General features: G+C 72.3%; 19 protein-coding genes. 3 read left to right on the forward strand and 16 right to left on the reverse strand.

Annotated features, from left to right (window positions below):
* Positions 1–39: 39 nt before the first annotated feature.
* Together OG943_RS19150 and kynU are read right to left on the reverse strand one after the other, a co-directional pair.
* Complete coding sequence (locus OG943_RS19150) at positions 40–696, reverse strand: maleylpyruvate isomerase family mycothiol-dependent enzyme (protein ID WP_328611149.1); 657 nt, start codon at positions 694–696, stop codon at positions 40–42.
* 71 nt (positions 697–767) lie between these two features.
* Complete coding sequence (gene kynU / locus OG943_RS19155) at positions 768–2,027, reverse strand: kynureninase (protein ID WP_328611150.1); 1,260 nt, start codon at positions 2,025–2,027, stop codon at positions 768–770.
* A gap of 189 nt (positions 2,028–2,216) precedes the next feature.
* On the opposite strand from kynU, the gene OG943_RS19160 reads away from it, so the two are divergent.
* Entirely contained in the window at positions 2,217–3,686 is a 1,470-nt protein-coding gene (locus OG943_RS19160) for an MFS transporter (protein WP_328611151.1), read from the forward strand.
* A 7-nt stretch (positions 3,687–3,693) separates the two neighbouring features.
* Here OG943_RS19160 and OG943_RS19165 read toward each other — a convergent pair whose 3' ends face one another.
* Both OG943_RS19165 and OG943_RS19170 read right to left on the reverse strand, forming a co-directional pair.
* Positions 3,694–6,204, reverse strand: a complete 2,511-nt coding sequence (locus tag OG943_RS19165; RefSeq protein WP_328611152.1) for an ABC transporter permease — start codon at positions 6,202–6,204, stop codon at positions 3,694–3,696.
* Positions 6,204–6,950, reverse strand: coding sequence for an ABC transporter ATP-binding protein (locus OG943_RS19170; RefSeq protein ID WP_328611153.1), 747 nt, complete (start codon positions 6,948–6,950; stop codon positions 6,204–6,206). The genes OG943_RS19165 and OG943_RS19170 overlap by 1 nt, the downstream gene beginning before the upstream one ends.
* A gap of 138 nt (positions 6,951–7,088) precedes the next feature.
* Between OG943_RS19170 and OG943_RS19175 the strand changes: the two genes are divergently transcribed.
* Positions 7,089–7,763, forward strand: coding sequence for a response regulator transcription factor (locus OG943_RS19175; protein WP_328611154.1), 675 nt, complete (start codon positions 7,089–7,091; stop codon positions 7,761–7,763).
* Positions 7,764–7,773: 10 nt separating this feature from the next.
* A complete protein-coding gene (locus tag OG943_RS19180; protein ID WP_328611155.1) occupies positions 7,774–9,234 on the forward strand; it encodes a sensor histidine kinase in 1,461 nt (486 codons plus the stop codon).
* Between the two features lie 15 nt (positions 9,235–9,249).
* Here the strand turns inward: OG943_RS19180 and OG943_RS19185 are convergent, their stop codons facing one another.
* The 12 genes from OG943_RS19185 to OG943_RS19240 all read right to left on the reverse strand — a co-directional run bounded on the left by OG943_RS19185 (position 9,250) and on the right by OG943_RS19240 (position 24,646).
* Entirely contained in the window at positions 9,250–11,544 is a 2,295-nt protein-coding gene (locus tag OG943_RS19185) for an ATP-binding protein (RefSeq protein WP_328611156.1), read from the reverse strand.
* A 104-nt stretch (positions 11,545–11,648) separates the two neighbouring features.
* Positions 11,649–12,050, reverse strand: a complete 402-nt coding sequence (locus OG943_RS19190) for a hypothetical protein (protein WP_328611157.1) — start codon at positions 12,048–12,050, stop codon at positions 11,649–11,651.
* A 17-nt stretch (positions 12,051–12,067) separates the two neighbouring features.
* Positions 12,068–13,111, reverse strand: coding sequence for a peptidyl-prolyl cis-trans isomerase (locus OG943_RS19195; protein ID WP_328611158.1), 1,044 nt, complete (start codon positions 13,109–13,111; stop codon positions 12,068–12,070).
* 3 nt (positions 13,112–13,114) lie between these two features.
* Positions 13,115–15,355, reverse strand: coding sequence for an RND transporter (locus tag OG943_RS19200; RefSeq protein WP_328611159.1), 2,241 nt, complete (start codon positions 15,353–15,355; stop codon positions 13,115–13,117).
* A gap of 97 nt (positions 15,356–15,452) precedes the next feature.
* Complete coding sequence (locus OG943_RS19205; RefSeq protein ID WP_328611160.1) at positions 15,453–15,989, reverse strand: RNA polymerase sigma factor; 537 nt, start codon at positions 15,987–15,989, stop codon at positions 15,453–15,455.
* 1 nt (position 15,990) lies between these two features.
* Entirely contained in the window at positions 15,991–17,277 is a 1,287-nt protein-coding gene (locus OG943_RS19210) for an MlaD family protein (RefSeq protein WP_328611161.1), read from the reverse strand.
* Complete coding sequence (locus tag OG943_RS19215; protein ID WP_328611162.1) at positions 17,274–18,533, reverse strand: MlaD family protein; 1,260 nt, start codon at positions 18,531–18,533, stop codon at positions 17,274–17,276. The genes OG943_RS19210 and OG943_RS19215 overlap by 4 nt, the downstream gene beginning before the upstream one ends.
* A gap of 10 nt (positions 18,534–18,543) precedes the next feature.
* On the reverse strand, positions 18,544–19,959 hold the full coding sequence (locus OG943_RS19220; protein WP_328611163.1) for an MlaD family protein: 1,416 nt from the start codon (positions 19,957–19,959) through the stop codon (positions 18,544–18,546).
* Positions 19,959–21,236: an MlaD family protein gene (locus tag OG943_RS19225; RefSeq protein WP_328611164.1), complete on the reverse strand. Its 1,278-nt coding sequence runs from the start codon at positions 21,234–21,236 to the stop codon at positions 19,959–19,961. The genes OG943_RS19220 and OG943_RS19225 overlap by 1 nt, the downstream gene beginning before the upstream one ends.
* Entirely contained in the window at positions 21,236–22,588 is a 1,353-nt protein-coding gene (locus OG943_RS19230) for an MlaD family protein (RefSeq protein WP_328611165.1), read from the reverse strand. Before OG943_RS19230 ends, OG943_RS19225 begins: the two co-directional genes overlap by 1 nt.
* Positions 22,585–23,823 (reverse strand): MlaD family protein, encoded by a 1,239-nt coding sequence (locus OG943_RS19235; protein WP_328611166.1) that lies wholly within the window; start codon positions 23,821–23,823, stop codon positions 22,585–22,587. The genes OG943_RS19230 and OG943_RS19235 overlap by 4 nt, the downstream gene beginning before the upstream one ends.
* A gap of 1 nt (position 23,824) precedes the next feature.
* The gene (locus OG943_RS19240; protein WP_328611167.1) at positions 23,825–24,646 is read right to left on the reverse strand and encodes an ABC transporter ATP-binding protein; all 822 of its coding nucleotides are present in this window, start codon (positions 24,644–24,646) and stop codon (positions 23,825–23,827) included.
* Positions 24,647–24,664 lie beyond the last annotated feature (18 nt).

The following is a 24,664-nucleotide window of genomic DNA, read 5'->3' on the forward strand; positions in this document are numbered from 1 at the left end:
AGCTGACTCATCCGGCAAAGTGACCACTGTGGACAGAGGTCAGCAACGGCCCCGCAGAACCTCCACGCCGGCACCGTCAAGCTCGTCGCAGCAGGTTGCCCGCCCGGTCATGGCCATGATCAGCGCCGCAGTGGAACCGGATACCAGCGGCCCGTCCTCAGGGCCCGCGGCGAAGGGACCGTCCGTGGCGGCCAGTCGCAGGTCGCGGACGCGGCCCCGCGCCAGCACGACCTGGTCGGACTGCCGGTAGTACTCGGCCGCCCGGGTCAGGGTGGCGATCGGGTAGTCGCGATGAAGGCCCAGCGGACGGCGGATGTCCTCGCCGTGCACGATCACCTCGCCGAGCATCGCCAGTACCGGCAGTGGTGGTTTGGTGGTGCTCGTGACGCGGTCGCGGAACCGGGCGAGCGTCTCGGCCGGGGTCCGGCCCAGCTGCTCGCGCAGCCGCAGCACCACCTGCTTGTCGAAGTCGAACCGGCAGCGGACCACGCCCGCCAGCCACCGCGCCGGGCCGAGGGCGGCGCCCGCGCTCAGGTGCGCCAGCACCTCGCGGACGGTGAGCCCGTCGCACAACGACGGCGTCGCCCACTGCTGGTCGGTCAGGCTGGCGAGGTCGGCAGCCAGGGCCGCTCGTTCGGCGTGCACCAGCGGCCACGCACTGGTGACGCGACGTTTCTCGGCCGGCAGCTCGGGCACAGTCATCTCCATGGTCGTGGGGCCGCAGCTTAGCGAGTCGCGGGCCGCCACCGGGGCCCACGCAGGCCGTCTCAGGTCACGACCGCCGTCTGGTCCCGGCGGAACCGCGGAGCCTCGTGCTCCTTCGTCGCGAGAATCTCGGCCAGGGCGCGCATCGCGTCCCACACGTCGGCGTAGCTCAGGTAGAGCGGGGCCAGGCCCAGGCGCAGCAGATCGGGTGCCCGGAAGTCGCCCACCACTCCCCTGGCGATCAGCGCCTGGCAGAGCTCGTAGGCCTTTTCGTGGCGAAGCGACACGTGCGAACCACGCCGCCGGCCCTCGCGCGGGGTCACCACGGTCACGCCGTCCGTGCGCAGCCCGTCGGCCAGCGTGATCAGCAAATCGCCCAGTGCCAAGGACTTCGCCCGCACGGCCGCCGGGTCCACCCCGTCCCACACGTCGAGGGCCGCTTCCACGGCCACCATCGACAGCACCGGCGGCGTGCCGATCCTCGCCCGCGCCACGCCCTCGGCCGGCTCGTAGGCCCCGGCTAGCCCGAACGGGTCCGCCCGGCCCATCCAGCCGGTGAGGGGCAGGTCGGCCACCGGCTGGTGCCGATGCGGAAGGTACAGCCAAGCCGGCGAACCCGGGCCGCCGTTGAGGTACTTGTAGGTGCAGCCGACCGCCGCGTCCGCGCCCACACCGTCCAGGTCCACGGGAAGCACGCCGGCGGCGTGGCACAGGTCCCAGACGACCACCGCCCCGGCCGCGTGCGCCTGCCGCGTGATCGCCTCGACGTCCCACAGTTCCCCGGTCCGGTAGTCGACCGCGCTCAGCGCCACCACCGCCACGTCCGCGCCCACCTTCAGCCCGGCCGGGTCGACCCGGCGGACCTCGAGCCCGAGCAGCCGCGCGACGGCGTCGGCCAGGTACTGGTCGGTCGGGAAGTTCGACGCGTCGGTGAGCAGGACCCGCCGGTCCGGCCGCAGCCGGGCGGCCGCGGTGAGCGCCTGGAACAGCTGCACACTCGTCGAGTCACCGCAGATCACCTGCCCCGGCGCCGCGCCGACCAGTGCGCCGATCCGGTCGCCGACCCGTTCCGGCAGCGTCCACCAGCCATTGCCGTTCCACGAGCCGATGAGGTCCTGGCCCCATTGGCGGCTGACCGCGTCCAGTACCGCCGCCCGCACCCCCGTCGGCAGCGCCCCGAGTGAGTTGCCGTCCAGATACACAACGCCTTCCGGCACCGAGAACCGCGCCCGCGTGAACGCCAGGGGGTCGCGCGCGTCCAGTTCCTCGGCCGCCGCACGATCAGGGTGTATCGCCAACGCTTCGATCTTGGGCTGAGCCATACGGCCCATCGTAAGCATCGCCGAAGCCGCCATCTCCGGGCTTGCTGAGAGTCCGATGGAGTATTGCCGTTCCCGCCCCGGTGCCGGTATCTGTGTTTTGTACCGATCGCCCACCGGCGGAGGACGGCCAGGCACCGAAGGCGGAAACGCATGTCGATGAACCCGAGCAGGTCCCGGAATCTTTGCCTGGTGGTGATCGTCGCCGGCGCCGTGCTGGCTGTCGTCTCCTCGATCATCGGCTTCTTCCGGCCGTTCACGATGACCGGCCCGGCCATGCCGGCCATGAACGGGAACACGCTGCAGGGCATGCCACTCACGGACATGCCGGAGATGTTCCTCGCGGGCGCGGGACTCCTGGTCACGCTGGTCGGCGCGGTGGTGCTGGGAAACCGGGCCAGACCCGGGCGCGGACGGGCGGTCCCGGCCACCGGGCAGCGCGGACGATGGCTGATCGCGGCCGTCGCGACCGCCGCGCTCACCATCGACATCAGCAAAACCTCGACGCTGGGCTTCGTCATTCCCGGGGTGCGCGCCGAATACGGCATCACCGCGTCGACGGCGTCCTTTCTCGCCGTGGCCGGCCTCAGCGGAACGGCGACCGGCGCGCTGGTGTTCACCAGGATGGCCGATCACCTCGGCCGCCGCGCGTCCTACCTGATCGCCACCCTGGGGTTCACCGTGACCAGCATGTGCGGGACCATGCCGGGCTTCGGCGGGAACGTGACGATGTGCTTCCTGATGGGGATCGCGGTCGGCGGGCTGGCGCCGTTGCTGATCACCATTCTCGCCGACCTGTTCCCCGGCAAGGCCCGCGGGCCGATGGTGACCGGGCTGTCGGTGGTCGCGACCGCGATCGGCTACCTCATCGCGTCCGGTTCGGCGCTGTGGCTGGAGCCGGCCTTCGGCTGGCGGGTGCTCTGGCTCATCGGCGCCCCGACCGGGCTGGTGCTGGCCGCGGCGACCTTCCTGATCCCCGAACGCGCTTCCTTCGCCGAAGCCGCGCCCGAGCCCGCCGATGACGCCGCGGCGGACCGGCGCCGCTGGGAATCGAGGACGACGTTCACCGCGGGGCTGCAACGGGTCTACGCGGTCGCCGTCGGGCTGCTGACCTTCGGGCTGACCACCTGGGTGCCGACCCTGTCACGCGCCGGCGGGCTTTCCCTGACCACCGCGAACACGCTGCTGACGTCCGTCGCGGTGGCCATGGTTCCCTGCGCCGTCCTGATGATGCTGCTCTACCGCCGGATCGGGCCGGTGCGGCTCGCGGTGCGCCTGGCCGTCTGCACGGCCGCGCTGCTGCTGGCGCTGGCGGCGTCCGGGCTGGCCGGCAGCCAGGTCTGGCTGACCGCGGCTGCACTCACCGCGACCCTGTTCGCCGTCAACACCATGGCGGCGATCTTCCTGCCGATCGCCGCCGACCTCGCCGAAACCCGCAAACGGGGCCGGGCCACCGGCACGGTGTCCTTCTTCAACCGGGTGGGCGGCCTCACCGGGCCGCTGCTGATCTCGCTGATCGTCTCCTCGGTGACCGACGTGCTGGTCGCCGTCGCCGTGCTCGCCCTGATCTGCGGCACGATCGCCTGGTACACCGGCCGCCGTCATCACCGGGTGACCACCGCGCCGGCACCGGGCGAACGGATGCCGGAGCGGTCCGGCTGAGCCGCCCTCACTGTTCCGCCATCCCGGCGGTGAGCGAAACCCGCGCGGCGCGGCGGGCCGGGAACGCGGCGGCCAGCGGGGCGGCCAGCACCGAGGCGCCCAGCAGGATCCCGAGCCGGCCCCACGGCAGCGTGAACAGCACCGGGGCGCCATCGCTCGACGCCACCCGGCTGATCAGCCACGCCGAGCCGATGCCGAGGACCAGCCCGCACGCCGCGCCCAGCACCGCGACGAACACCGACTCCACCGTCAGCGCGGCGCCGAGGCCGCCCCTGGTCAAGCCGAGCGCGCGCAGCAGAGCCGACTCGCGCGTGCGTTCCAGGACGGACAGCGAAAGCGTGTTGGCGATGCCGGCGAACGCGATCAGCACGGCCAGCGCGGTCAACGCCCACAACAGGTTCAGCGTGCTCCGCACCGGCGCCGCCAGCTGCTCCGCGAGGTCGGCCACGCTGTTCAGCTGGGCGAGCGGCGCGACGGCGAGCGCCCGTTCCAGCGCCGGCCGGACCACGGACTGGTCCGCGCCCGGGGAGAGCTTGAGCAGGACGCTCTGGTCGTAGCCACCGATGCTGCCCGGGTAGGCGATCGCGGGCATCTGGCCGAGCTCGACGACGGCGAGCCCGAGGTCGGCGCCCGGGGCGCGAACCGCGTCGTAGACCGCGACGATGCGCAGCGGGACCGGGTGGGCGCTGGGCCCGGCCGGCACGGTGTCGCCGACCGCGAGTCCCGTTTCCTTGGCCAGCTCGCTGCTCACGGCCAGCTCACCCGGGCCGAGCCGGTCGAGGCGGCCGGCCAGCACCGCGGGCCGCAGCAGGGTGCCCAGCGCGTCGCCGCGGACCGCGGTCATCCCGTAACCGCCGCGTGCGCCCAGGTCACCGGAGAACGACGTCCGGGGCGCGGCGGCGGCGACCCCGGGGACCGCCGCCAGGGTGTCCGCGAGCGTGGCGGGCAGCGGCTGGGTGCTGACCACGGACGTCACGGTGAAGTCCGCGGCGAGCTGCTGGTCGAGAGCCTGGCCCTGGCCGGCTTCGACGCCCGCCGTCACCGTGGTCGCCAGCGAGACGACGGCGAGCCCGATCGTGAGCGCGGCGGCGCTGGCCGCGGTGCGTTTCGGGTTGCTGTCCGCGTTGAGCGCGGCCAGTTTCGCGGGCCCGCCCAGCAGCGGGGCGAAAACCGCCCCGAGCGTCCGCACGATCGGCCCGGCCAGCAGCGGCCCCGCGGCCAGCACTGCCCCGAGCAGGGCGACCATGGCCACCACGGACAACGCCGCGCCGGTCTCCACCGAGGCGCCCACCGCGAAAGCGGCCGAGACGACGCCGGCCGCCAGCGACACGACGGCGGTCACCACGCGGGGCCGCCCGGCGCGCGCGGACTTGCCTTCGATCGGGGTCCGCAGCGCCTCGATGGGCGCGACGCGGGTCGCCGCCCAGGCCGGGAGGGCCGCGGCCGCCGTTGTCACCAGCACCCCGACCGCCAAGGCCGCGACGACCGTCCGGGCGGTGAGCGGGATGTGCACCGCCGCGTCGTGCCCGCCGACGATCGACTGCACCGCGGCGGCGACGCCGAGCCCGCCGAACAGCCCGGCCACGGACGCGACCAGACCGACCACCACGGCTTCGGCGAGCACGCTCGTGAACACCTGCCGCCTCGCGGCCCCGACACACCGCAGCAGGGCCAGCTCCCGCGCGCGCTGCGCGACCAGGATCGTGAACGAATTGGTGATCACCATCGCGGCGACGACCATCGCGAGCACCGCGAACGCGGTGAAGAACTTGGTCAGGCCGGCCGAGTCGGGCGCGGTTTCACGCAGCAATTGCGACGCGGCTTGCCGCCCGGTCACCACCGTGATGCCCTGACCGCCCACCGCGTGCTCCAGCGCGGCGACGAGCTGCGGCTGCGTGACCCCCGGCGCCGCGCGCACCACGATCTCGCCCAAGGCCGTCTTCGCCGACAGCCCGCGCACGGCTTCGGGCAGCAGGACCAGCTGGGCGCTGCCGACACCGGCGTCGGCCGGCCGGCTGAACTTGCCAACCAGGGTGAACGAGTGCGCGCGGCCGTCCTGGTCGAAGACGGTCACCGGCTGTCCGAGCGCGTAGCCGGCGGCGGCCTCCTGGTCCAGCACGGCCTCACCCTCCGTGCTGGGAACCCGGCCCTCGGTGAGGTCGAACGGGCGCAGTCGCTCGTCGGCGGACAGGGTGGTGGCCGCCATGTCCTTCGGCCGGCCCGAGGGGTCCCGCAGGGGCGCGCTCACCGTGGTGCGGCCGTCCGCCGCGGCGACCCCCGGCACCGCGCGGACTTCCGCCAGCGTCCGGTCGTCCAGCTCGATCCCGTGGCGGGTGGCGGTGATCGACGCGTCCACCCCGCGTGTCTCGAAAGCGACGGCGTCGCGGAGGCCGGCGCCCACGGCGTCGGAGAGGACAAACGATCCGGCGACGAAGGCCACTCCGAGCGCGATGGCGACGGCCGAGAGCAGCAGCCGCAGCGGCCGGGCCTTGAGCCCGGCGAACACGGTTCGCAGCATCACGCCCCCAATCCGGCGAGCGCGGCGAGCACGGTGTCCGGGGTGGGCCGCGCGAGGTGCGCGGCGACCCGGCCGTCGGCCAGGAGGACGCCGTGGTCGGCGTAGGACGCGGCGACCGGGTCGTGGGTCACCATCACCACCGTCTGGCCGAGTTCGCGGACCGACGTGCGCAGGAACCCGAGCACCTCGGCGCCGGAGCGCGAGTCGAGGCTGCCGGTGGGCTCGTCGGCGAACACCACGTCCGGACGGCCCACCAGCGCGCGGGCGCACGCCACCCGCTGCTGCTGGCCGCCCGAAAGCTCCGATGGCTTGTGCCTCAGCCGCTGGCGCAGGCCCAGCGTGTCGACGACCGTGGCGAACCACGCCGGGTCCGGGGTGCGGCCCGCGAGCCGCAGGCCGAGCCGGATGTTGTCCTCCGCGGACAGCGTGGGCAGCAGGTTGAACGACTGGAACACGAACCCGGCCCGGTTCCGCCGCAGCCGGGTCAGGGCGGCGTCGGACAGGCCGGTGAGGTCGGTCCGTCCGATCCGGACCCGGCCGCTGTCCACAGTGTCCAGTCCGGCGAGGCAGTGCATGAGCGTGGACTTGCCCGAGCCCGACGGGCCCATGATCGCGGTGAAGCGCCGCGCCGGGAAGCCGAGGGTCACCCGGTCGAGCGCCCGTACCGCCGCGTCGCCGCGGCCGTAGACCTTCACCACGTCCTCCACCCCGGCCGCGATGGCGTGATCCCCTGTGTTCCGGTGCATGCGCTCCCCTGGTCCGTGCGTCGGCGGGGCCGTCCGTCGCGGCCGCCACGGCGATCATCGCGGGGTGCGCCTGAACGGTTCCTGAACCACCTGAAGATCCGTTCAGGAACCCGCGGCGCCGTCTGGGAGGATCGGGGCATGCGGGTGCTGGTGGTGGAGGACGAGAAACGGCTGGCCGAGACCCTCCAATGGGGACTCGAGTCCGACGGTTACGCCGTGGACCTCGCCCGCGACGGCGTCGAAGGGCTCGAACTCGCGCAGCTGTACCCGTACCACGTGATCGTGCTGGACATCATGCTGCCGAGGCTGAACGGCTACCGCGTCTGCGCGGCGCTGCGGGAACGCGGGGTGCGCACGCCGATCCTCATGCTCACCGCCAAGAACGGGGAGTACGACGAGGCCGAGGCGCTCGACACCGGCGCCGACGACTTCCTCAGCAAACCGTTCTCGTACGTGGTGCTCACCGCGCGGCTGCGCGCCCTGACCCGCCGCGGCTCGGCCGGTTCCGCCGCGGCGCTGCAGTTCGGCGACCTGGTGCTCGACCCGGCGAAGCGGACGTGCCGGCGCGCGGGGCAGCCGGTGCAGCTGACCACCAAGGAGTTCGCGGTGCTGGAATGCCTGCTGCGCCACGACGGCGAGGTGGTGGCGAAACACGAGATCCTGGAACAGGTGTGGGACCTGGCGTACCGGGGCGACCCGAACATCGTCGAGGTCTACGTGAGCGCGCTGCGGCGGAAGCTGGACGCGCCGTTCGGCCGGCGCACCATCGCCACCATCCGGGGCGCCGGCTACCGGTTGATGGCCGATGAGTAGCCGGTGGCCGGTGTCGGTGCGGCTCAGCACCGCGCTTTCGGCGGTGCTGCTGTCCGCGGTCGTGTTCGCCCTGGGCTGGGCGGGCACCCGGGAGTTCCTGCGCGCCCAGCTGACCGGCAACGCCACCGGCGCGGCCCGCACGCAGCTGGACCGGATGGCCGACGCCTACCGGGTGGCGTCCCTCGGCGGCGGCCGGGCCGGGCTGGCCACGGCGATCTCGTCCGGCGACGCGATGTTCGAGGTGGTCGCGGAGTCCGGGCAGCCGGTGGTGAGCAGCAAGAACCTGCGTCACTGGGATCCCGCGCTCAAGCCCCCGTCGCCCGCACCAGTCGGGGCGCCGGCCGGGTGGACCACGACCACGGAGGTCACGCTGCACCCCGGCGACCATCCACAGTGGCGTGAGTACCGCACGTACACCGTGCTGGGGCGGGTGATCGACGACGTCCCGGCCACGCTGGTGGAGCCGTTCGGCCGCGAAGGATCCACTTTGGACGACGGGCTGACGGGCGCGGCTTCGGCGGAGCGCCACCGGCTGACGCTGTACGAGTTCGTGCTGCCGTGGGACACGATCCGGACGGTGCGCTCGTTCGACCACATGCTGGCGTTTTTCATCCCGCTGGCGGTCCTGCTCACCGCGCTGGTCGCCTGGTTCGCGGCCGGGCGGGCACTGCGGCCGGTGGAGGCGATCCGCCGGGAGCTGGGCGAGGTCAGCGGGAGCCAGCTCGGCCGCCGCGTGCCGGTACCGCCGTCCGGCGACGAGGTCGCCCGGCTGGCCGTGACCACGAACACGACCCTCGAACGGCTGCAGCACGCGCACGAGCAGCAGGAGCGGTTCGTCGCCGACGCCAGCCACGAGCTGCGCAGCCCCCTCGCGAACCTGCGGGCCGGACTGGAGGTCGCGCTCAAGCACACCGACCGGGTGGACTGGCCCGCGGTCGCGCAGCGGTCCCTGCTCGACGTCCAGCGCCTGCAGCGCATCACGGCGGACCTGCTGCAGCTCGCCGCCGACCCGGCCGGGACGCCCGCCCCCGCCGAGGTCGTCGACCTCGCGGACGTGGTGGCCGAGCAGGTGGCGGAATACGCGGTGGGCCCCGGCGGCGCGGCGGTACGGTCCGTTGTGGACGGTCCGGCGCGGGTGCCCGGCGAGCCCGTGCAGCTCGAACGCCTGCTGCGCAACCTCCTGGACAACGCGGTGCGGCACGCGCACTCGTCGGTCACCGTCCACCTCGGCCGGACCGCGGACGAGGTCGTCCTCGAAGTGGCCGACGACGGACCCGGCATCCCCGCGCCGGACCGCGAACGCGTCTTCGACCGCTTCGCCCGCCTCGACGACGCCCGCGCCCGAGACGCCGGCGGCTCGGGCCTCGGCCTCACGCTCGCCCGCGACATAGCCGCCCGGCACGGCGGCTCCCTCCGGGTGGAGGACAGCGCGACGGGAGCCCGGCTGGTCGCCCGGCTACCGGCCGCGTGAGAACGAGCCCCCTGGTTACGTCCCGGCGGCGATCCACGCGGCCACCTGAGCCCGCGACTTGAACGACAGTTTCGCCAGCACGTGCTCCACGTGCCCTTCCGCGGTCCGCTGCGAGATCACCAGCCGGGTGGCGATCTGCTTGTTCGTCAGGCCTTCCGCGATCAGCCCGGCGACCTGCTTCTCCCGGCGAGTCAGCCGTGGCTCGCCATCCCGCGCCCGCACGGCCTCGTCGCACGCGAACGACAGCACGTCCGCGACCGACATCTGCTCGCCCAGCGCATGGCATTGGCCGAACGCCTTCAGGCCCAGCGCCGACTGCAGGCGCTCGACGTACCCGTCGTGGATGTCCAGGAGCTCCACCGAGCCGAACAGCGGATGCCCGATCGACGCCCACAACGCCTTGGCGGCGCCGAGGAGCTGGGCCGCCCGGCGGGAAGCGCCCGCTTCACACGCGACCCACGCCAGCAGCTCCGCACACGCCGACATACCGAGCCGGTCGTCGAGCGCGTTCTTGGCCCGCAGCGAATCGCCGAGCGCGACCGCGGCCGATTCGAACCGGGCGAGTGTCCAGTACGCCAGGCCGCGCACCCAGTGCGCCCAGGACAACGCCCACAGCTCACCGTGCGCCTCGCTCACCGCACCGCTGTCGTCGCACAGTTCGAGAGCCCGATCGGCCTTGTCGATCAGGCACGACACGAAACCGAGCTGCGCCGTCGCGAGCACCGTCAGCGAGTTCACCACCCCGCTGCGCCGGTGGGACCGGACCGCCTCCTCCAGCAGCACCTCGGCCTCTTCCAGGTTTCCCTTGAACTGCTCCGCCGAGCCACGGAACTGCTGGCAGTACGCGCGGGCCATCGGGTCGTCCAGCTGCGCGGTCAGGGCGAGGCAGTCGCCGAAGCTGGCCATCGCCGCCGTGTTGTCACCTTGGGTCATGGCCACGTACCCGTTGACCCACAACGCCTTGACCTTCTCCCGCGAGGGCTCGACGGCGGTCTCCAGCACCCGGCCGAGCCAGTACCGGCCGTCCTTGAGGTGACCGCAGGCGTTCCAGAAGAAGACGAGGGCGCCCGCCATGCGCAAGCCCGTCAACGACTCCCCCGGCGTCGCCAGGCAGAAGTCCAGCGCGGCCCAGAAGTTGGCCTGCGCGTTCTGCAGCCTCGCGCACCAGAGCACCTGGTCCCGGCCGAACCAGCGATCCTCGCTGCGCTCCGCCAATTCGAGGTAGTAGTCGCGATGCCGGCGGCTCAGCACGACGTCCTCACCCGCCGCCACGAGCCGTTCGTGGCCGTACGCCTTGATGGTCTCCAGCAAGCGGTACCGGGATTTCTCGTCCGTGCCCTCGCACAGCACGATCGACTTCTCGACCAGTCCCGAAAGGACCTCGAAGACGTCCTCCCGCTCGATCTCGCCGCCGGCGCACACCTCCTCCGCGTCCGGCAGGGCGAAGGAGCCGGCGAACACCGAAAGCCTGGACCACAGGCACTTCTCGCGCTCGGAGCACAGGTCGAAGCTCCAGTCCACCGCGGCGCGCAGGGTCTGGTGCCGGGCCGGCCCGCCGCGGTTTCCGGTGCTCAGCAAGCGATACCGGTCTTCCAGGCGAGCGACGATCTGCTCCAGTGAGAGCGCCCGCAGGCGCACCGCGGCCAGCTCGATGGCCAGCGGCAGGCCGTCCAGCCGCCGGCACAGCTGAGCGGCCATGGCCCGGGAAACCGGCCCGATGGTGAACTCGGGGCGCACCGTCCGGGCCCGTTCTTCAAGCAGCTCCAACGCCTCGTAGCCATAGACGTAGCCGCCCCGGGCCGGGGCCACGTTCGCCAGGTCCGGCATGGACATCGGCGGCACCGGCCAGCTGTGCTCCCCCAGCACCCCCAGCGGCTCACGGCTGGTCGCCAGTACGACAACCCCGCCGGCCGAACGCAGCAGGTCGCTCACAAGCCCCGCGCACGCCTGCAGCAGGTGCTCGCAGTTGTCCAGGATCAGCAACAACTCCCGCTCGGCCAGATACTCGGCGAGGGCGGCCTGCGGCGAGAGCGCGGACTGGTCCGGCACGCCGAGTGCCTCCGCGATGACGTTCGCGACCAGAGCCGGCTCGGACGCCCGCGCCAGGTCGACGAACCACGCCCCGTGGGCGAACCCCTTGGCCAGCCCCTGGCCGACGCGGCGCGCGAGCCGGGTCTTGCCCACCCCGCCCACCCCGACGAGCGTGACCAGTCTCGTCGAGGAGAGCACGATCTTGAGCTCCGCGATCTCCTTGCGGCGCCCGATGAAACTGGTCAGGTCGTTGTCGAGAGTGGTACTTTGTGGACACACAGGCACTCACATCCCTTACCGGCGCACCGTTGCGCGGGCGTGAGAGATTCTAACCCATTGACCGGCCCCACCGGAATTCCCCGGCGCGGGAAATGTCGCGGGCCTCAGCCCCCGACCAGTTCCGCGACATCCTGGCTCGCGCAGACCGTGCACGCCGTGAAGGACTCGTCCTCGGCTTCCTCCAGGGTCAGCTGCTCGACATCCTTGCCGTCGAGCAGCCGGCATCCGGTGACATGGAAGCGCATTCGCCCCGGCACCACGAAAACGACATCACTATCCTCGGCCGCCACGCTGTCCGGCTGTTCCACGATCTCGAGGTCGACACCGTCCACGGTTTTCGGTTCCGCCTTGGCCGCCTTCCAGCGTCGCCAAGCCTGTACCAGCACCAGCACGAAGCCCGCCGCCGAAAGACCCAGCGCGACGTAGACCAGCACCACTTGCTCCAGCAGCCAGCCGAGCCCGAGGCAAACCCCGGCCGCCACCGCCATCATGAGAGCCAGCATCATTCTCCTCCTTTTCTGACCTATTGACCGTCCGCGGGCGGCGCGTCCGGATCGGACGGCAGGTACTCGGGGGCGTACTCCACCTTCGCGGCCTTGATCCGGGTGACCAGGAAGTCGTCCCAGACCTTGAGTTTCGCGTCATTGTCCAATTTGGTCTTGACCGCGTCCTTCACCTGGTCGAAAGCCATGGGGCTGCCGGGATGGACGGCGCCGACCCGCCCCACGTTCCAGCCCTGCTGGGTCTGCACCGGGCCGAACACCGCCCCCGCCGGCGCCGCGAAGGCCGCCTTCGCGTACGCCGGGTCGAGCTGGCTCGCGGCCACCTTGCCCAGCGAGCCGCCGTTGCCCTTGGTGCTGCCGTCGATCGAGTACTGCCCGGCCAGCGCCGGGAAATCCGCGCCCGAGCGGGCCTGCTGGGCGACGAGCTGTGCTTGGTCGGACGACGACACGACGATGTTGGCGAGGTCGCGCTGCTCGGGCGAGACCATCTGCGCGCGGTTGGCGTCGTAGTAGTGCTGCGCGTCCGCATCGGTGGTGGCCTTGACGCCGGCGGTGGCCTGCTGGAACAGCCGCGCGCCCGCCTGCTGCCGCTTGACCTCGTCCAGAACGTCCTTTTCGGACAGACCGTGGGCGCCCAGCTGCTGGACGAAGGTCTTGCGGTCGGTGCCGTTGTCGCTGACCAGCTTGTCGAGCTGGTCGCTGGCGGCCTTGTCGGCGATGACAATGCCGGCGCCCCGGGCCACGTCGTCGACGACCATGCTCACCGCGACCGCCTTGGCCACCGAGCGGCGGAACCGGTCCGTTCCGGCGGGGTCCGGAGGTTGCTGCACCCCATAAAGAAGTTCCATCAGATTCACCCGCTGCTGGAGCTGTTCCTGTGACACCACGGTGTCGCCGGTACGGAACACCGCCCCGGCCGGCAGCTCGTCGAGCGCCCGCACGATCAGGTTCCCGCCCGAGCCGCCGGCGATGGCGACCAGCGCCGCCGCGAGCACGCCCTGGGCCCGAAGGCCCGACGGCACCACTGTCCATCGCCGGAAGAACCCGGAGACCCGGAGTTTCACTCCCTACACCTCCACCAGTTCGGCTTTCGAAGGAGCCGCCGCCCGCTTGCCGGACACCGGCTTTCGGCCCAGCGACACACACGCGAGGGCGGCCAGGTAGGACACCACGACGGTCGCGGCCAAGGTGAGCCCGAACTCACGCAGCAGACCGATCCGCGACAGCGCGAGCACCAGGTACCCGAGCGCCGACGTCACGCAGGCCCACCGCACCGCCCGTCTCGGGCGGGTGTCGTCGAGCAGCAGGATCGTGAACTCGCTGGCCGTGACCGTGGCCAGCGAGCCCAGTGCCACCGTCAGCGGGCTGAGCGACTGGCCGGCGGCCCACAGACCGGCGATCGTCCAGCCGGTGGCGAGCACCGCCGCGAGGACGGCCCGCACCGCGTCGGCCCGCCGGCGCAAACCGCACAGGAGCACGATCCCCGCCGCGGCGACCCCCGCGAGATTGGCCGGATACCGGTCCCAGCGCACCAGGTCGTAAGCCCGGGAGGCGGCCACCGGCAGGCCCACCACGTCCGCGTGCGCGCCGGGCGGCGGGGGCGGCAAGGACGCGCGCACGTCGTCGAGCAGCTGTGTCTGCTTCCCGAGGTCCTGCAGCTTCAGCCCGAACGTGAGCAAGGCCTGCGTGCCGTCCGGTGACAGCACGGACGAGGTGAGGTACGGCGGCATCAGCTGCAGCCCGGCGGCGATCTCCCCCGAGGTGGGCGCGTCGCCGAGAAAGCCGAGCAGGTCCGGTGCCGTGATGATCGGCCGGAGCCGGTCGCCGAAGCGCGCGATCACGACGTCCTGCGCCTGGCTGAGCCATTTCAGCGCCGCCGGGCTCTGGGCGTCACCGCCGCGCAGCACCACGCTGACCTCACCGGAGGAACCGAGCACCTGTTCGGCATAACGAGCTTCGTCCAGCGCCGAGAGCCCGCGCGCGACATCCTCCGGGCTCGCCCGGACGTCCAGGCGCGGCAGCACCACCCAGCCGACCGCGGCGACCGCCACCAGGCACCCGGCCAGTACCCATCGCCGGCCCCCGCCGATGGTGCGGACCCGGTCGCCGGGCTCCGGCGGCGACGGCGCGAACCGGCGGCCGAGCAGCAACGTCGCGCCCACAGTGAGCAGGACACCCAGGCCCAGCGCGAATCCGAGCTCACGGACGAAGGGCAGTGGCGAGATCGCCAGGGAAAGGAAGGCCGCCGCGCTCGCGGCCGACATCACGATCACCTTGCGCCGGTCGGCCACCATGCCCAGGTACAGCGGGAACGAGCTGCCGATGCCCAGCAGCAGCGGCAGCAGCACGATGGCGCCGAACGACATCGCGACGCCCGCCCAGCCGAACGCCGCCAGGGTCAGCACACCCCCGATCAACGCGGCCGCCAGCGGCCACAGCCGGCGCAGCAGCCGCTCTTTCCGGCCGGTCAGCAGGAACCGGCCGAGCAGCACCACGACGGCCAGCGCGCCGATCAGCGGGATCTCGCCCACGGCCTCGTCGGTCACCGCCGAGGTGACCACGGGGACCCCGGTGACGGTGACCCGGCTGGTCGTCAGCCCGGCGTGGCCGACCGTGTCGCGGACCGCGGCCACCAGGCGCCGCGTGCCCGGCTCGTCCAGGCCCTCGCGCGGCCGCACCAGCACCGAGACCGCGTTCGGCCCCGGCACGACGAAATGCCAGCGGGGGCGCGGGTTTCCGGAGCCGTCGTAGATCACGTTCCGCACGAAGCCCGGGTTGTTCGTGGTCGGCAGCCCGGCCGGCAGGCCACGCACGAGCAGCGCCCCGTAACGCCGGTCGAATTCCGCGACCGCGGCGTCCCCGGCGGCCTTGACCGCACTCGCGGACGAGCCCTTCCCCTGCGCCTCGCTCTCGGCCTTCGCCCGCAGCCCGTCCCGCGTCCCGCTCAGCCGCGCGAGCATGTCCTGCGAGGTGATGGCGAGCTGGTTCATGATCGTCGCCGGGCCGTAGACGGTCGCGACATCGGGCAGGTGGGCCAGCGCCCCTTCGAGCCGCATGAGCGCGGGCAGCCGGCCGTCGCCCAGCAGAAGTCCTTGGGGCTGCGGGGATTCCAGCAGGACGACGATCGGGTCGCCGCCGAAGGTCCTGGCGTTGTCCCCCAGCGCCGCGACCGTGGCGTCCCCGGCGGGGAGGAAGGAGCCGACCGTCGTCTCCACCCGGAGCCTCAGGAGCCCGGTGGCCGCGGCCGCGAGCGCGGCGAGGGCCAGGGCGGCGCCCACCACCCGGACGCCGATCGTCCTGCGGCCCATGGGCACCGATCCCTTCCCTGTGACGGCGGTCACCGTAACCGCCGCCGCGGTGGATAGTCAACAACTCCTGGTACTCAGTTCCCGATCCTGTCCAGGATCACCCGGGTGCGAGTGCGGCGGGCAGCAACGACCCGAGCCGCACCAGCGCCCGGTGCTGCAGCTGCCGGACGGCGATCTCGGTGCGGTTCATCAGCTTCGCGGTCTCGGCCACCGAACGGCCATCGTGGAATCGCAGGTCGAGGCACCGGCGCTGGGCCTGGTTGAGCAGCGCGACGCACTTGCCGACCTCGGCGGCGATCCACTTCCTGGTCAGCTGGTCCTCGAACGGCTCGTGGTCCACCGGCCCTTCGGGCACTTCGCCCAGCACCACCAGGCGCCGGGACCGGGCCGACTTCCGGTCGTCGAGGATGACGTTCTTCGCCACCCGGAACAGCCACGGCACCACGCTGTCCTGCCGCTGCTTCAACGTCATCACGTGCCGCGCCGCCCGGAGGAAGGTCTCGCTCACGAAGTCCTCGGCGGTGGCCGGGCTCACCGACCAGGTGCGGACGTAGTGGTACACGTCGCGATGACAGCGGCGATACACCTCGGCGAGCCAGTCGGCATCGGAGATCGCCTGTGTGGACACACTCATCTCAGCCTCCAGCGGGTTCGAGCCGGGTGAACGAGCGCCCGTCGGGGGCCAGGCTCTGCCCTGGCGCCGGATACGGGTTGCGGTTGGTCAGGATCGCCGGCAGCGGCACGGGCACGCCCTTGACGATGCTCTCGTTGCCCAGGTCCGGTTCGAGGCGGAAGAAGTGGATGCCCGCCTCGTCCACATAGTTGAGCATCGCCCCGAAGTTGGAGAAGAACGCGCCCAGCTCCGGCCCGTACGGGGCGAGGTAGCCCAGCATCGGGTTCAGGTGGGTCATGGTCGTCCGCAGCTGGGGAACCAACGCCGAAGCGTCGCCGGCGAGCGTCGGCACCCGGTCCAGTGTGGACGGTGCCTCGTGCAGCGTGGCCGTGAGGTCCGGGAGGAGGCCGCGCAGGTCCTGCGTGGTCGCGGGCAGTTGCTGCAACGCGGTCGACAGCGCGGGCGCCGCCTGGTTGAGGTCCGCCGCGACCGGGCTCAGTGCGGACGACAAGTCGCGCAGGCGGCCGGTGGCGGTCTGCGTGCTCGCCAGCAGCGGCGGGAGCTTCCGCACGGTGTCGGTCAGGTTCTGCTTCTGCCCGCTGGTGGCCGTCGTCAGCTTCTGCGCTTCTCGCACGAGGTCCCCGATCTGCCCCTCACCGGTGTTCAACGCGTCGAGCACCACCGTGGTCTGCTGGGCGAGCGCGGTGAGGTCCTTGGACTGGGCCGCGACGGCGTCGATCGCGGTGTAGCCCTGGCGGCCGAGCGCCCCCAGGCCGGACAACGCGCTCGACACGTCGTCCTTGGTGCCCGCGGTCGCCGCGCCCGCGGTGCGCAGCACGCTGCCCAGCGCGTCCCGGGTCTTGGGGTCGAGCGAGTTCACCACGTCGCGCAACTGCACCGCGGGCTTGACCGCCGAAGCCGCCAGCCGCGTTCCCGACGGCAGTTCCGCGCCCGTGCCGTCCTGCACGTCCACATAGGACTCACCGGCCAGGGACTTCGCGCCGACCCGCACCGTCACGCCCTCGTGCAACGGCCCCGCCGACGGGTCGAGGCCGACGACGACCGTCGCTTTCCCGTTCCCGTTCGACACGTCCTCGACGCGTCCCACCCGGACACCGGCGATGTCGACGTCGCCGACCGGGATCAGGTTGTCGACGTCGCCGGTTTCGAAGGACATCGTGTAGTCCGCCGCCTGGAACGGGCCCGTGACGCCCGCCCGGTCGAACAGGTAGCCGAGGTAGACCAGGGACAGCACGAAAAACGCCCCCAGCACAACGAGTTTTCGCACCGTTCCGTTGAAGATCCTCATGGGTGGCTCCCACCGGTGTTGCCGCCGTGTGTGCCCGGGAGCACGCCGGCGTCGGGCAGCGGGACCGCGACGTGGCCGCGGATGAAGCCGCCGTTGGCATCCGAAAGACTGAACGCGCCGTTGGTGTTGTAGATGAAGGCCTGCAGGTCGCCCAGGTAGGAGACCAGCAGGGCCGAGTCGGGGATCAGGTCCCGCGTGACCGGTTCGAGGTCCGCGAGCGAGCGGTGCGCGTCATCGACCAGGGGGCTGACGTCGCGGACCACGGGGCCGGCCGCGGAGACGACCGGCTTGGCCGCGGCCACGGTCGCGCCGAGGTTGTCCACGGTGCCGCCCAGCTTGCGCAGGGTGTCCGGGAGCTGGGCGGACGCCTGGTCGAGGTGGTCGAGCACGGGGTTGAGCCGGTCGGTCAGGCCGCTCACGCCGTCCATCGCGCGGCGCAGCTCGCCCGTGGTGCCGGGCAGCTCCGCCAGCGTCGCCCGCACATCGTCGTTGTGGCGGGCGAGCACGGAAAGCGTGGACTGGGTGGAGTCCAGCAACTCCGCCAGCCGCGCGTCGTTGTGCCCGACCGCACCACTGATCTGGGTCAGCCCAGTCACGAGTTTGGCGATGTTGTCCCGCCGCGCCGCCAGCGCGTCCAGCACCGGTTTGACGGCCACCATCGTGCCGTCGGCGGCGCTGAGCCCACCCGGCAAGGTGGCGGGGGCGTTCGCGAGCGCGACGTCGGAGGCCGACAGCAGGTTCGTCAGCGCGGCCCGGCTGCGGTCGTCGAGGTGGTCGAGCACCTCGTCGGGCTGGACCGGCCGCTCGGTCTGGCCGACCGGGATCACCCCGTCCGGCGGCAGCGCGGGCTGCGGCGGCCCGCCGGGGTCGACCTCCACGTACATCTCGTTCAGCGGGTTGGTGGGCCGCAGGACCAGGTGCGCGTTGCGGTAGATGGTGTTCCCGGGTTCGAGCGACATCGTCAGGCGGGCGGTCCCGTCGCCGGTCACCGCGCTGCCGGTGATCTGCCCGACCTCGACCCCGGCGATGCGGACCTTCGGCTGCTGGCCCGGATTGATCGCCGGCGCCTGGGCGAAGTCCGCCGAGAACACGTACCGGTCGGACCAGGGCAGGATGAACCGCTGGTTGCCGAGGATGACGGACGCGCTGACCACGCCGAGCGTGATCAGGACGATCACGGTGAGCACGTTGCGCCCGAGCCCGGGCACGGTGCGGACCCGTTCCCACGTCCGGCGGAGCGAGAATTTCTTCTTCACCGCATGACTCCTAGTTCGATCGCAGGGGGATCGGCGGGAGGGCGCCGGGCAGGACCTGGCCTTGGCCGGGCGAGGTCGCCGGCTGCGGGCGGTAGGTGTCGCCGGAGTTGCCGGGCGGCGGCAGGAGCTGCACCCCGCCGGGCAGCAAACCGAGTGACTGCAACAACTTCGCCGTACCGGGGTCGTTGCCGCCGACGCTCGAAACGCCCGCGCCGAGGGCGAGGCCGAGCATGCGCCCGTTCTTGTCGCCGTACTGGGACAAGTTCGCCGTGTGGGCCGCGAGGTAGCCCACCTCCTGATAGAACAGGTGACCGGTGCCGCCGTCGCCGGCGTACGCACCGGTCCCGCTCCAAGGCGACAGCACGGTTTTCGCGATCGGGCCGTTCACGCGGTCCAGCACCGGCCCGCGGACGTTGTCCAACGTCGACGTCGCCCCCGCGGCGGTCGGCACCAGCTCGTCCACCACCGGGCGGACCTGGGCGAGCAACGGCCGCAGATCCCGCACCAGCGGCAGGGCCTGCTCGACGACGGGGTTGGCTTTCTCCAGCAGTGGCGCCAGTTCCTTGACCGCGGGCGCCGCCTTGCCCGCGACCGCGGTGACCCGGTCGAGGCTCCCGCTCAGCGCGTCGAGCCCATTGCGGGTCGAGCCGAGCGTGGCGGGCAGCTGGCCCACCGTGTCGGCGAGCGGGGCGCGCTGCGCGGCCAGGGTCGCGCTGACGTCCCGCAGCGAGTCGATCACGCCCGACAGCTGCCCTTCCTTGCGTGTCATCGTGCCGGCGGCCGAGTCCAGGTCGGGCACGAGCTGGTAGAGGTCCTCCTGCGGACGGGTACCCCGCAGCGCGGACAGCACGTCGTTCGCGGGGGCGAGCGCGCCCGGGGCGTCCCGGACCAGATCGCCCGCAGCGGCCCCGGCCCCGGCCTTCAGCGCCTCGTCCGTCAGCCGCGTGCTGTCCTGCACCGACTCCCGGGCCCGGCCGGGGAGCGTGGCCAGCACCTGGTCCAGCTCGACCGGGACGGACGTGCGCGCCACGGGGATGGGCTGGGCGGTGTCGTACGCCTGCCGGGCCCCGCCGGGCACCAGCTCCAGGTAGTAGTTGCCGCCGAGCAGCGTGGTCGGCCGGATGATCGCCGACGGCCGGCTGCCCAGCTTGCCCACGGTGCCGTCGTCCACCTTCATCGTCACCAGGGAGTGCCCCTGCGCGGCCTTGCCGACCTCGGTGACCTTGCCGACCACCACCCCCGCGACCTTCACGTCGGACTTGTCCGGCTCCAGCCGGTAGTCCCGGACGAACTCCGCGCGGACGGCGTCGCCCGAGGAGAGCGACGTGGCGATCCGTTCCTTCTGGTACACGGCGAACAGCGCGCCGACGACGAGGATCAGCAGGACCGCTCCGAGCACCACCGGCTTGCGCACCCTCGATGCCATCAGTTGTTCCCTCCCGGCAGGATGTTCACCGGCGACTGCGTGTGCTCCCGGTCGGCCTGGCCGGGAGCGGGGTAGGCGTCCTGGCCCTGCAACGGATCCGGCAGCAGCCCGCCGGTGGCCGCGGACAGGCCCTCCACCGCGACGCCCACCCGTGCCCCGTGCACTCCCGGTGAGACCTCTGTGGACACCATGCTTTCGATGCGCCGGAAGAACTCGACGACCTGAGTGCTGTACGGCGCCAGGGTGTTCACCGGCGAAGCCAGGTCCACGAGCCCGCGGGACAGCGCCGGGGCGAGGGGGCGCGCGTCGGCCAGCACCCCGGTCAGGTCCGCGATCGCCGGCACGGCCTTCTGCGACACACCCGGCACCGCGCCGAGCGGGGTCGGCGCCTCACGCAGCACGCCGCGCAGATCGGGGGTCGCCTGTCCCAGTGCCTGCGCTCCCGGCCGCACCGCGGCCAGCGTGCCCCGCAGATCGTTCAGCGGCCGGCTCAGCGAGTCGAGCCCGGCCTTCGCGTCGGTCAGCGTCCTGGGGAGCTTCCCGACCGTGTCCTGCAACGGTTTGCCGTTGTCCACGGCGAGCGCGCCCGCCGTGTCGCCGGCTTGCTTGACCAGGTCGGCCAGCTGCTGCTGGTGCCCCTGGAAGGAGCCGGCCAGCTGATCGGCCCGCAGCAGCAGGCCGGGCAGGCCCGCCTCCGGCGCGGTCAGCGCCCCCGCCGTCGTCCCGAGCCCGGTCAGCTCGGCGGGCGCGTGCTCCAGGAAGTCGTGCAGGTCCTGGCTGTGCCCCGCCGCGCCGTCGCCGACCTCCCGGACCGTGCCGGTCAGCGCGTCTCGGGTCGGGGGGTCGAGAACGTCGAGCACCTGGTCCAGGTCGGCCGAATCCACGTTGCGGTCCGGCGGGATGACGCGGTCTCCCAACGGCCCCGCGCCGGCGTGCCCACGGTCGAGCTCCACGAGCTTCTTCGCCAGTGCCGACTGATCCCAGACAGCGGCACGGGCGTCGGCGTACACGGGCACCGTGCCGTCGAGTTCGAGTGTCACGACGGCTTGCTGGCCGTCGTAGCGCAGGTCCGCCACGCGGCCGATGCGGGAGCTGTTCTCGCGGACGTCGTCGCCGACTTTGAGCGGGGCGCCGACGTTGTGGAAAGCGGCCCGCACCACCGTTTTGGGGGCTCCGGGCACCCCGGAGCTGGCCGTCATGCCGAACAGGATGGTCACGGCGAGCACCGCGAGACCGACGAGCCCGATGCCGAACGAGCGGGTGGTGGCCGAGCGCATCACAGGCCTCCGAGCAGTTGGTCGAGCAACGAGCTCTCCTGGTTCCCGGTCAGGCCGGTCGCACTGCCCGGGTCACCCGCCGGCGGCCCGGCCGGAGCGGGGAGGTTGAGCAACGGCGGCGGCTGCTGGGGCTTCTGTTGTGGCTGCGCCGGTGGCGCCTGCGGCGGGGCCGCGTTCGCCGGGCCCAGCCCGACGCCGGGGATCTGCAGCAGCGATTTCGGTGTGGTGACCACGAATGCGCGGAAGTAGTTGCCCAGCGCGTCGCGGCCGTTGGTGCTCATCGCCCAGTACTTCACGAAGTCCAGCGCGGTGCCCAGCGCGGGCGTCAGGTCGCCGACCAGCCGGTGCGCCGAAGCGCTCACTCCGGGCAGCACGGCCCCGCCGGGCCCCAGGTCCCGCACCACCGGCGCGGCCTGGTCGAGGAGCGCCTTCGCGCGATCCAGCACGGCCGGGAGTGAGGACAGCGCCGGATCCGCGCTGTCGGCGAAGGTGTTCAGCTCGGTCGTGATCGCGCTGAGGTTGTCCGTCACCGGGCGGACGGAATCCAGGGCCGGGATGCCCTGTTCGGCCACCCCGGCGGTCTCCGACAGCACCTGCCGGGCGGTGCGCAGCGTGCCCGGCAGCTGGCCGAGCGCGTCCTGCATCGCCTGGCGCTGCGCCGCCACCGCGGCCAGCATCCGGTTGCCGGCGTCGACGGCCTGGTCGAGGTTCTGGCCGTTGCCGCTCGCCAGTGCCTGCGCGACCGGCGTGGCCCGGTCGACCAGCTGGCCGAGCACCGCGTTCTGCTGGTTCAGCACGTCCGCGAGCTGATGGGTGTCCTGCATGGCCGGGGCGAGTGCTTTCAGCGCCGCGTCGATGTCCTGACCCTGCCCCGCGGCGCCCTCGCCGAGCGTCGTCACCAGCGCGGCGAGCGCGGTGCCCGTGGGGTCGTCGACCGAGTTGAGCACCTCGTCCAGGTCCACCGCCCGGCTCGTGTGGTTCGCCGCGATCACCCCCTGGCTCAGCACCGGCGCCTGCGGCGAACCCCGGTCCAGGTCGATGTAGCGCTCACCGAGCAGCGTGACCGGGCGGATCTTCGCGGTCGCGTCCTGGTGCAGCGGCAGCACGGCCGGGTCCAGCTCCATGCGCACGGCCGCCTGGCCGTTGCGCAAGGTGACCGAGTCGATCTCGCCGACCTCGATGCCGCCCATGCGGATGAGGTTGCCGGGGATCAGCGGGCTCGCGTCGGCGAACATCGCCGTCAGCCCGACCTTGTCCGAGCTCGGCCGCGACACCAGGTACCCCGCCGCGGCCGCCGCCACGACCAGCACGACGGCACCGATCCGGAGGCTACGTTTGACCACAGTCTTCATCGCGGTGCGCTCCCATTCGCGTCGGCCCACGGCTGTCCGGAGGCCATCCCCGGGGCCGGGGTGGAGCTCGGCCCGCCCTTGAGGCCTGCGTTCACCCCCGGGTTGTCGTCCAGCACGCTGGTGCTGACCTGCACCACGCCGTGGAAGTAGTGGCCTTGCGCGTCGTAGTTGGCGAAAGCCGCGCCCCAGTTGGACAGCCAGCCCATCAGGTCGGGGGTGTAGGGCCGCAGGAACGCCACGGCGGGGTTGAGCTGGGTGGCGGCCTGGGTGATCCCCGGCAGCACCCCGTGCGCGCTGTCGAGCAACGCCGGTGTCGTCTGCAGCAGGGCGGTCGCGGACCGCAGCGTCGGGCGCAGGTCGGCGATGGCCGGTCGCAGGTCGGTGAGCAGCGGGCTGAGGTTGCGTGCCAGCGAAGTCAGCTGTTTCGTCGCCGGCTGCGCATCCTGCAACAGCGGCACGGCGGCGTCCACGGCGCCCGGCACCCGGTCCACGGCCTGCTGCGCACTGTCCAAAGTGGAGGGCAACGCGCCCAGCGCCTGCTGCAGCTGGGACTGCTCGGCCGCGAGCGTGTCCGTCGCACTGGTCAGGTTGCCGATCACCTGGCGCACCTGCTGCTGGCGCGCGACGACCGGGTCCATCAGCCGGCGCAGGTCGGTGATCAGGTTCTGGATCGCGGGGCCGTCCTGGCCGACCGCCTTGAGCACCGCGCCGAGTTCGTTCACGGCGGGACCGGCCGTGCTCAGCGTCGCCTTGATGTCGTCCGGATGGGCTTTGAGGCTCTGGTCGAGTTGCTGCACCACCGAGTTCAGATGCGACCGGGTCCGCGGGTCCAGCGCGGCCAGCACCTGGTCGAGCTCCACCTGCTCCCCGCCCGCGGGCAGCATCGCCCCCGAAGGGACCACCGGGTTGGCGGCCGGGCCGGGCGTCAGCGACACGACGCGCTCCCCGAGCAGGCCGCGCCACTGCACCTGGGCCGTGCTGCCCGCGTGCAATGGCGCGTGGGCGTCGTCGACCGAGACGGTCACCAGCGCGCTGCCGTCGCGCGTGGCCAGGCCGGTGACCTGCCCGACCTCGCTGCCGCTGATCTCGACCCGCGAACCGTCCAGCAGATTGGCCGCGTTCGGCATCACCAGCTGGATCTCGTATCCGTGCTGCTGCGCGGCCAGCAGGTAGCCGCCACCGACGACGGCGACGGCCAGCACCGCGGCGCCGGTCAGCCACTTCGTGACGCCCATGTCAGTCCATCCCCAGTGGACCGACCGAGTCGCCGGCCAGGAACTGCCGCACGAACGGGTCTTCCGAGGCGAACGCGTCGTCGGCCGCGCCGTAGTAGACCACCCGGCCCTGCCAGATCAGGCCGACGTAGTCGCTGACCTTGCGCGCCGTGCGGATGTCGTGCGTGACCACGACGTAGGTGCCCTGGTCGTCGGCGTGCACCTTGAGGATCACGTCGTTGAGCAGGCTGGTGCGCACCGGGTCGAGGCCGGAGTCCGGCTCGTCGAACAGCACGATCTCCGGGTTGAGCACCAGCGCCCTGGCGAACCCGGCGCGCTTCTTCATGCCGCCGGAGATCTCGTTCGGCGCCTTCTTCTCGGCGGCCTCCAGGCCGACCTCCTTGAGCCGCTCCATCACGATCTCGCGGATGTCGGCCTCGGGCAGGTCGGTGTGCTTGCGCAGCGGGAAGGCGACGTTGTCGTAGACGTTCATCGAGCCGAACAGCGCCCCGTCCTGGAACAGGACGCCGAACCGCTTGCGCAGCTCGGCGCGTTCGCGCTCGCGCACCTTCCAGATGTCCTGGCCGAAGATCTCCACGGTGCCCGAGTCCGGTTCGAGCAGGCCCACCATGTGCTTGAGCAGCACGCTCTTCCCGGTGCCGGACGGGCCGAGGATCGTGGTGACGGCCCGTGGCTTGAACTCCAGCGTGAGCCCGCGCATGACCTGGAACGAGCCGAACGACTTGTACAGGTCCCGGACCGTGGCGACCGGCCCCGTCCCGCTGTCCTGCGGGACAGCCGGGAGCACGTCGGTGCTGTGCCCACCGCGACTCTGCGGATCCATCGGAACTCCTCAACGCCA

Source organism: Amycolatopsis sp. NBC_00345 (assembly GCF_036116635.1).
Taxonomy (GTDB): Bacteria; Actinomycetota; Actinomycetes; order Mycobacteriales; family Pseudonocardiaceae; genus Amycolatopsis.

Bases quoted from the DNA above. Each gene is read 5' to 3' on its own strand.
- OG943_RS19225 (WP_328611164.1), bottom strand. From the start codon at position 21,236: ATGCGCTCGGCCACCACCCGCTCGTTCGGCATCGGGCTCGTCGGTCTC.
- OG943_RS19235 (WP_328611166.1), bottom strand. From the start codon at position 23,823: ATGGGCGTCACGAAGTGGCTGACCGGCGCCGCGGTGCTGGCCGTCGCC.
- OG943_RS19200 (WP_328611159.1), bottom strand. From the start codon at position 15,355: ATGGGCCGCAGGACGATCGGCGTCCGGGTGGTGGGCGCCGCCCTGGCC.
- kynU (WP_328611150.1), bottom strand. From the start codon at position 2,027: ATGGCTCAGCCCAAGATCGAAGCGTTGGCGATACACCCTGATCGTGCG.
- OG943_RS19210 (WP_328611161.1), bottom strand. From the start codon at position 17,277: ATGAGGATCTTCAACGGAACGGTGCGAAAACTCGTTGTGCTGGGGGCG.
- OG943_RS19190 (WP_328611157.1), bottom strand. From the start codon at position 12,050: ATGATGCTGGCTCTCATGATGGCGGTGGCGGCCGGGGTTTGCCTCGGG.
- OG943_RS19240 (WP_328611167.1), bottom strand. From the start codon at position 24,646: ATGGATCCGCAGAGTCGCGGTGGGCACAGCACCGACGTGCTCCCGGCT.
- OG943_RS19220 (WP_328611163.1), bottom strand. From the start codon at position 19,959: ATGGCATCGAGGGTGCGCAAGCCGGTGGTGCTCGGAGCGGTCCTGCTG.
- OG943_RS19230 (WP_328611165.1), bottom strand. From the start codon at position 22,588: ATGAAGACTGTGGTCAAACGTAGCCTCCGGATCGGTGCCGTCGTGCTG.
- OG943_RS19175 (WP_328611154.1), top strand. From the start codon at position 7,089: ATGCGGGTGCTGGTGGTGGAGGACGAGAAACGGCTGGCCGAGACCCTC.
- OG943_RS19165 (WP_328611152.1), bottom strand. From the start codon at position 6,204: ATGCTGCGAACCGTGTTCGCCGGGCTCAAGGCCCGGCCGCTGCGGCTG.
- OG943_RS19170 (WP_328611153.1), bottom strand. From the start codon at position 6,950: ATGCACCGGAACACAGGGGATCACGCCATCGCGGCCGGGGTGGAGGAC.
- OG943_RS19205 (WP_328611160.1), bottom strand. From the start codon at position 15,989: ATGAGTGTGTCCACACAGGCGATCTCCGATGCCGACTGGCTCGCCGAG.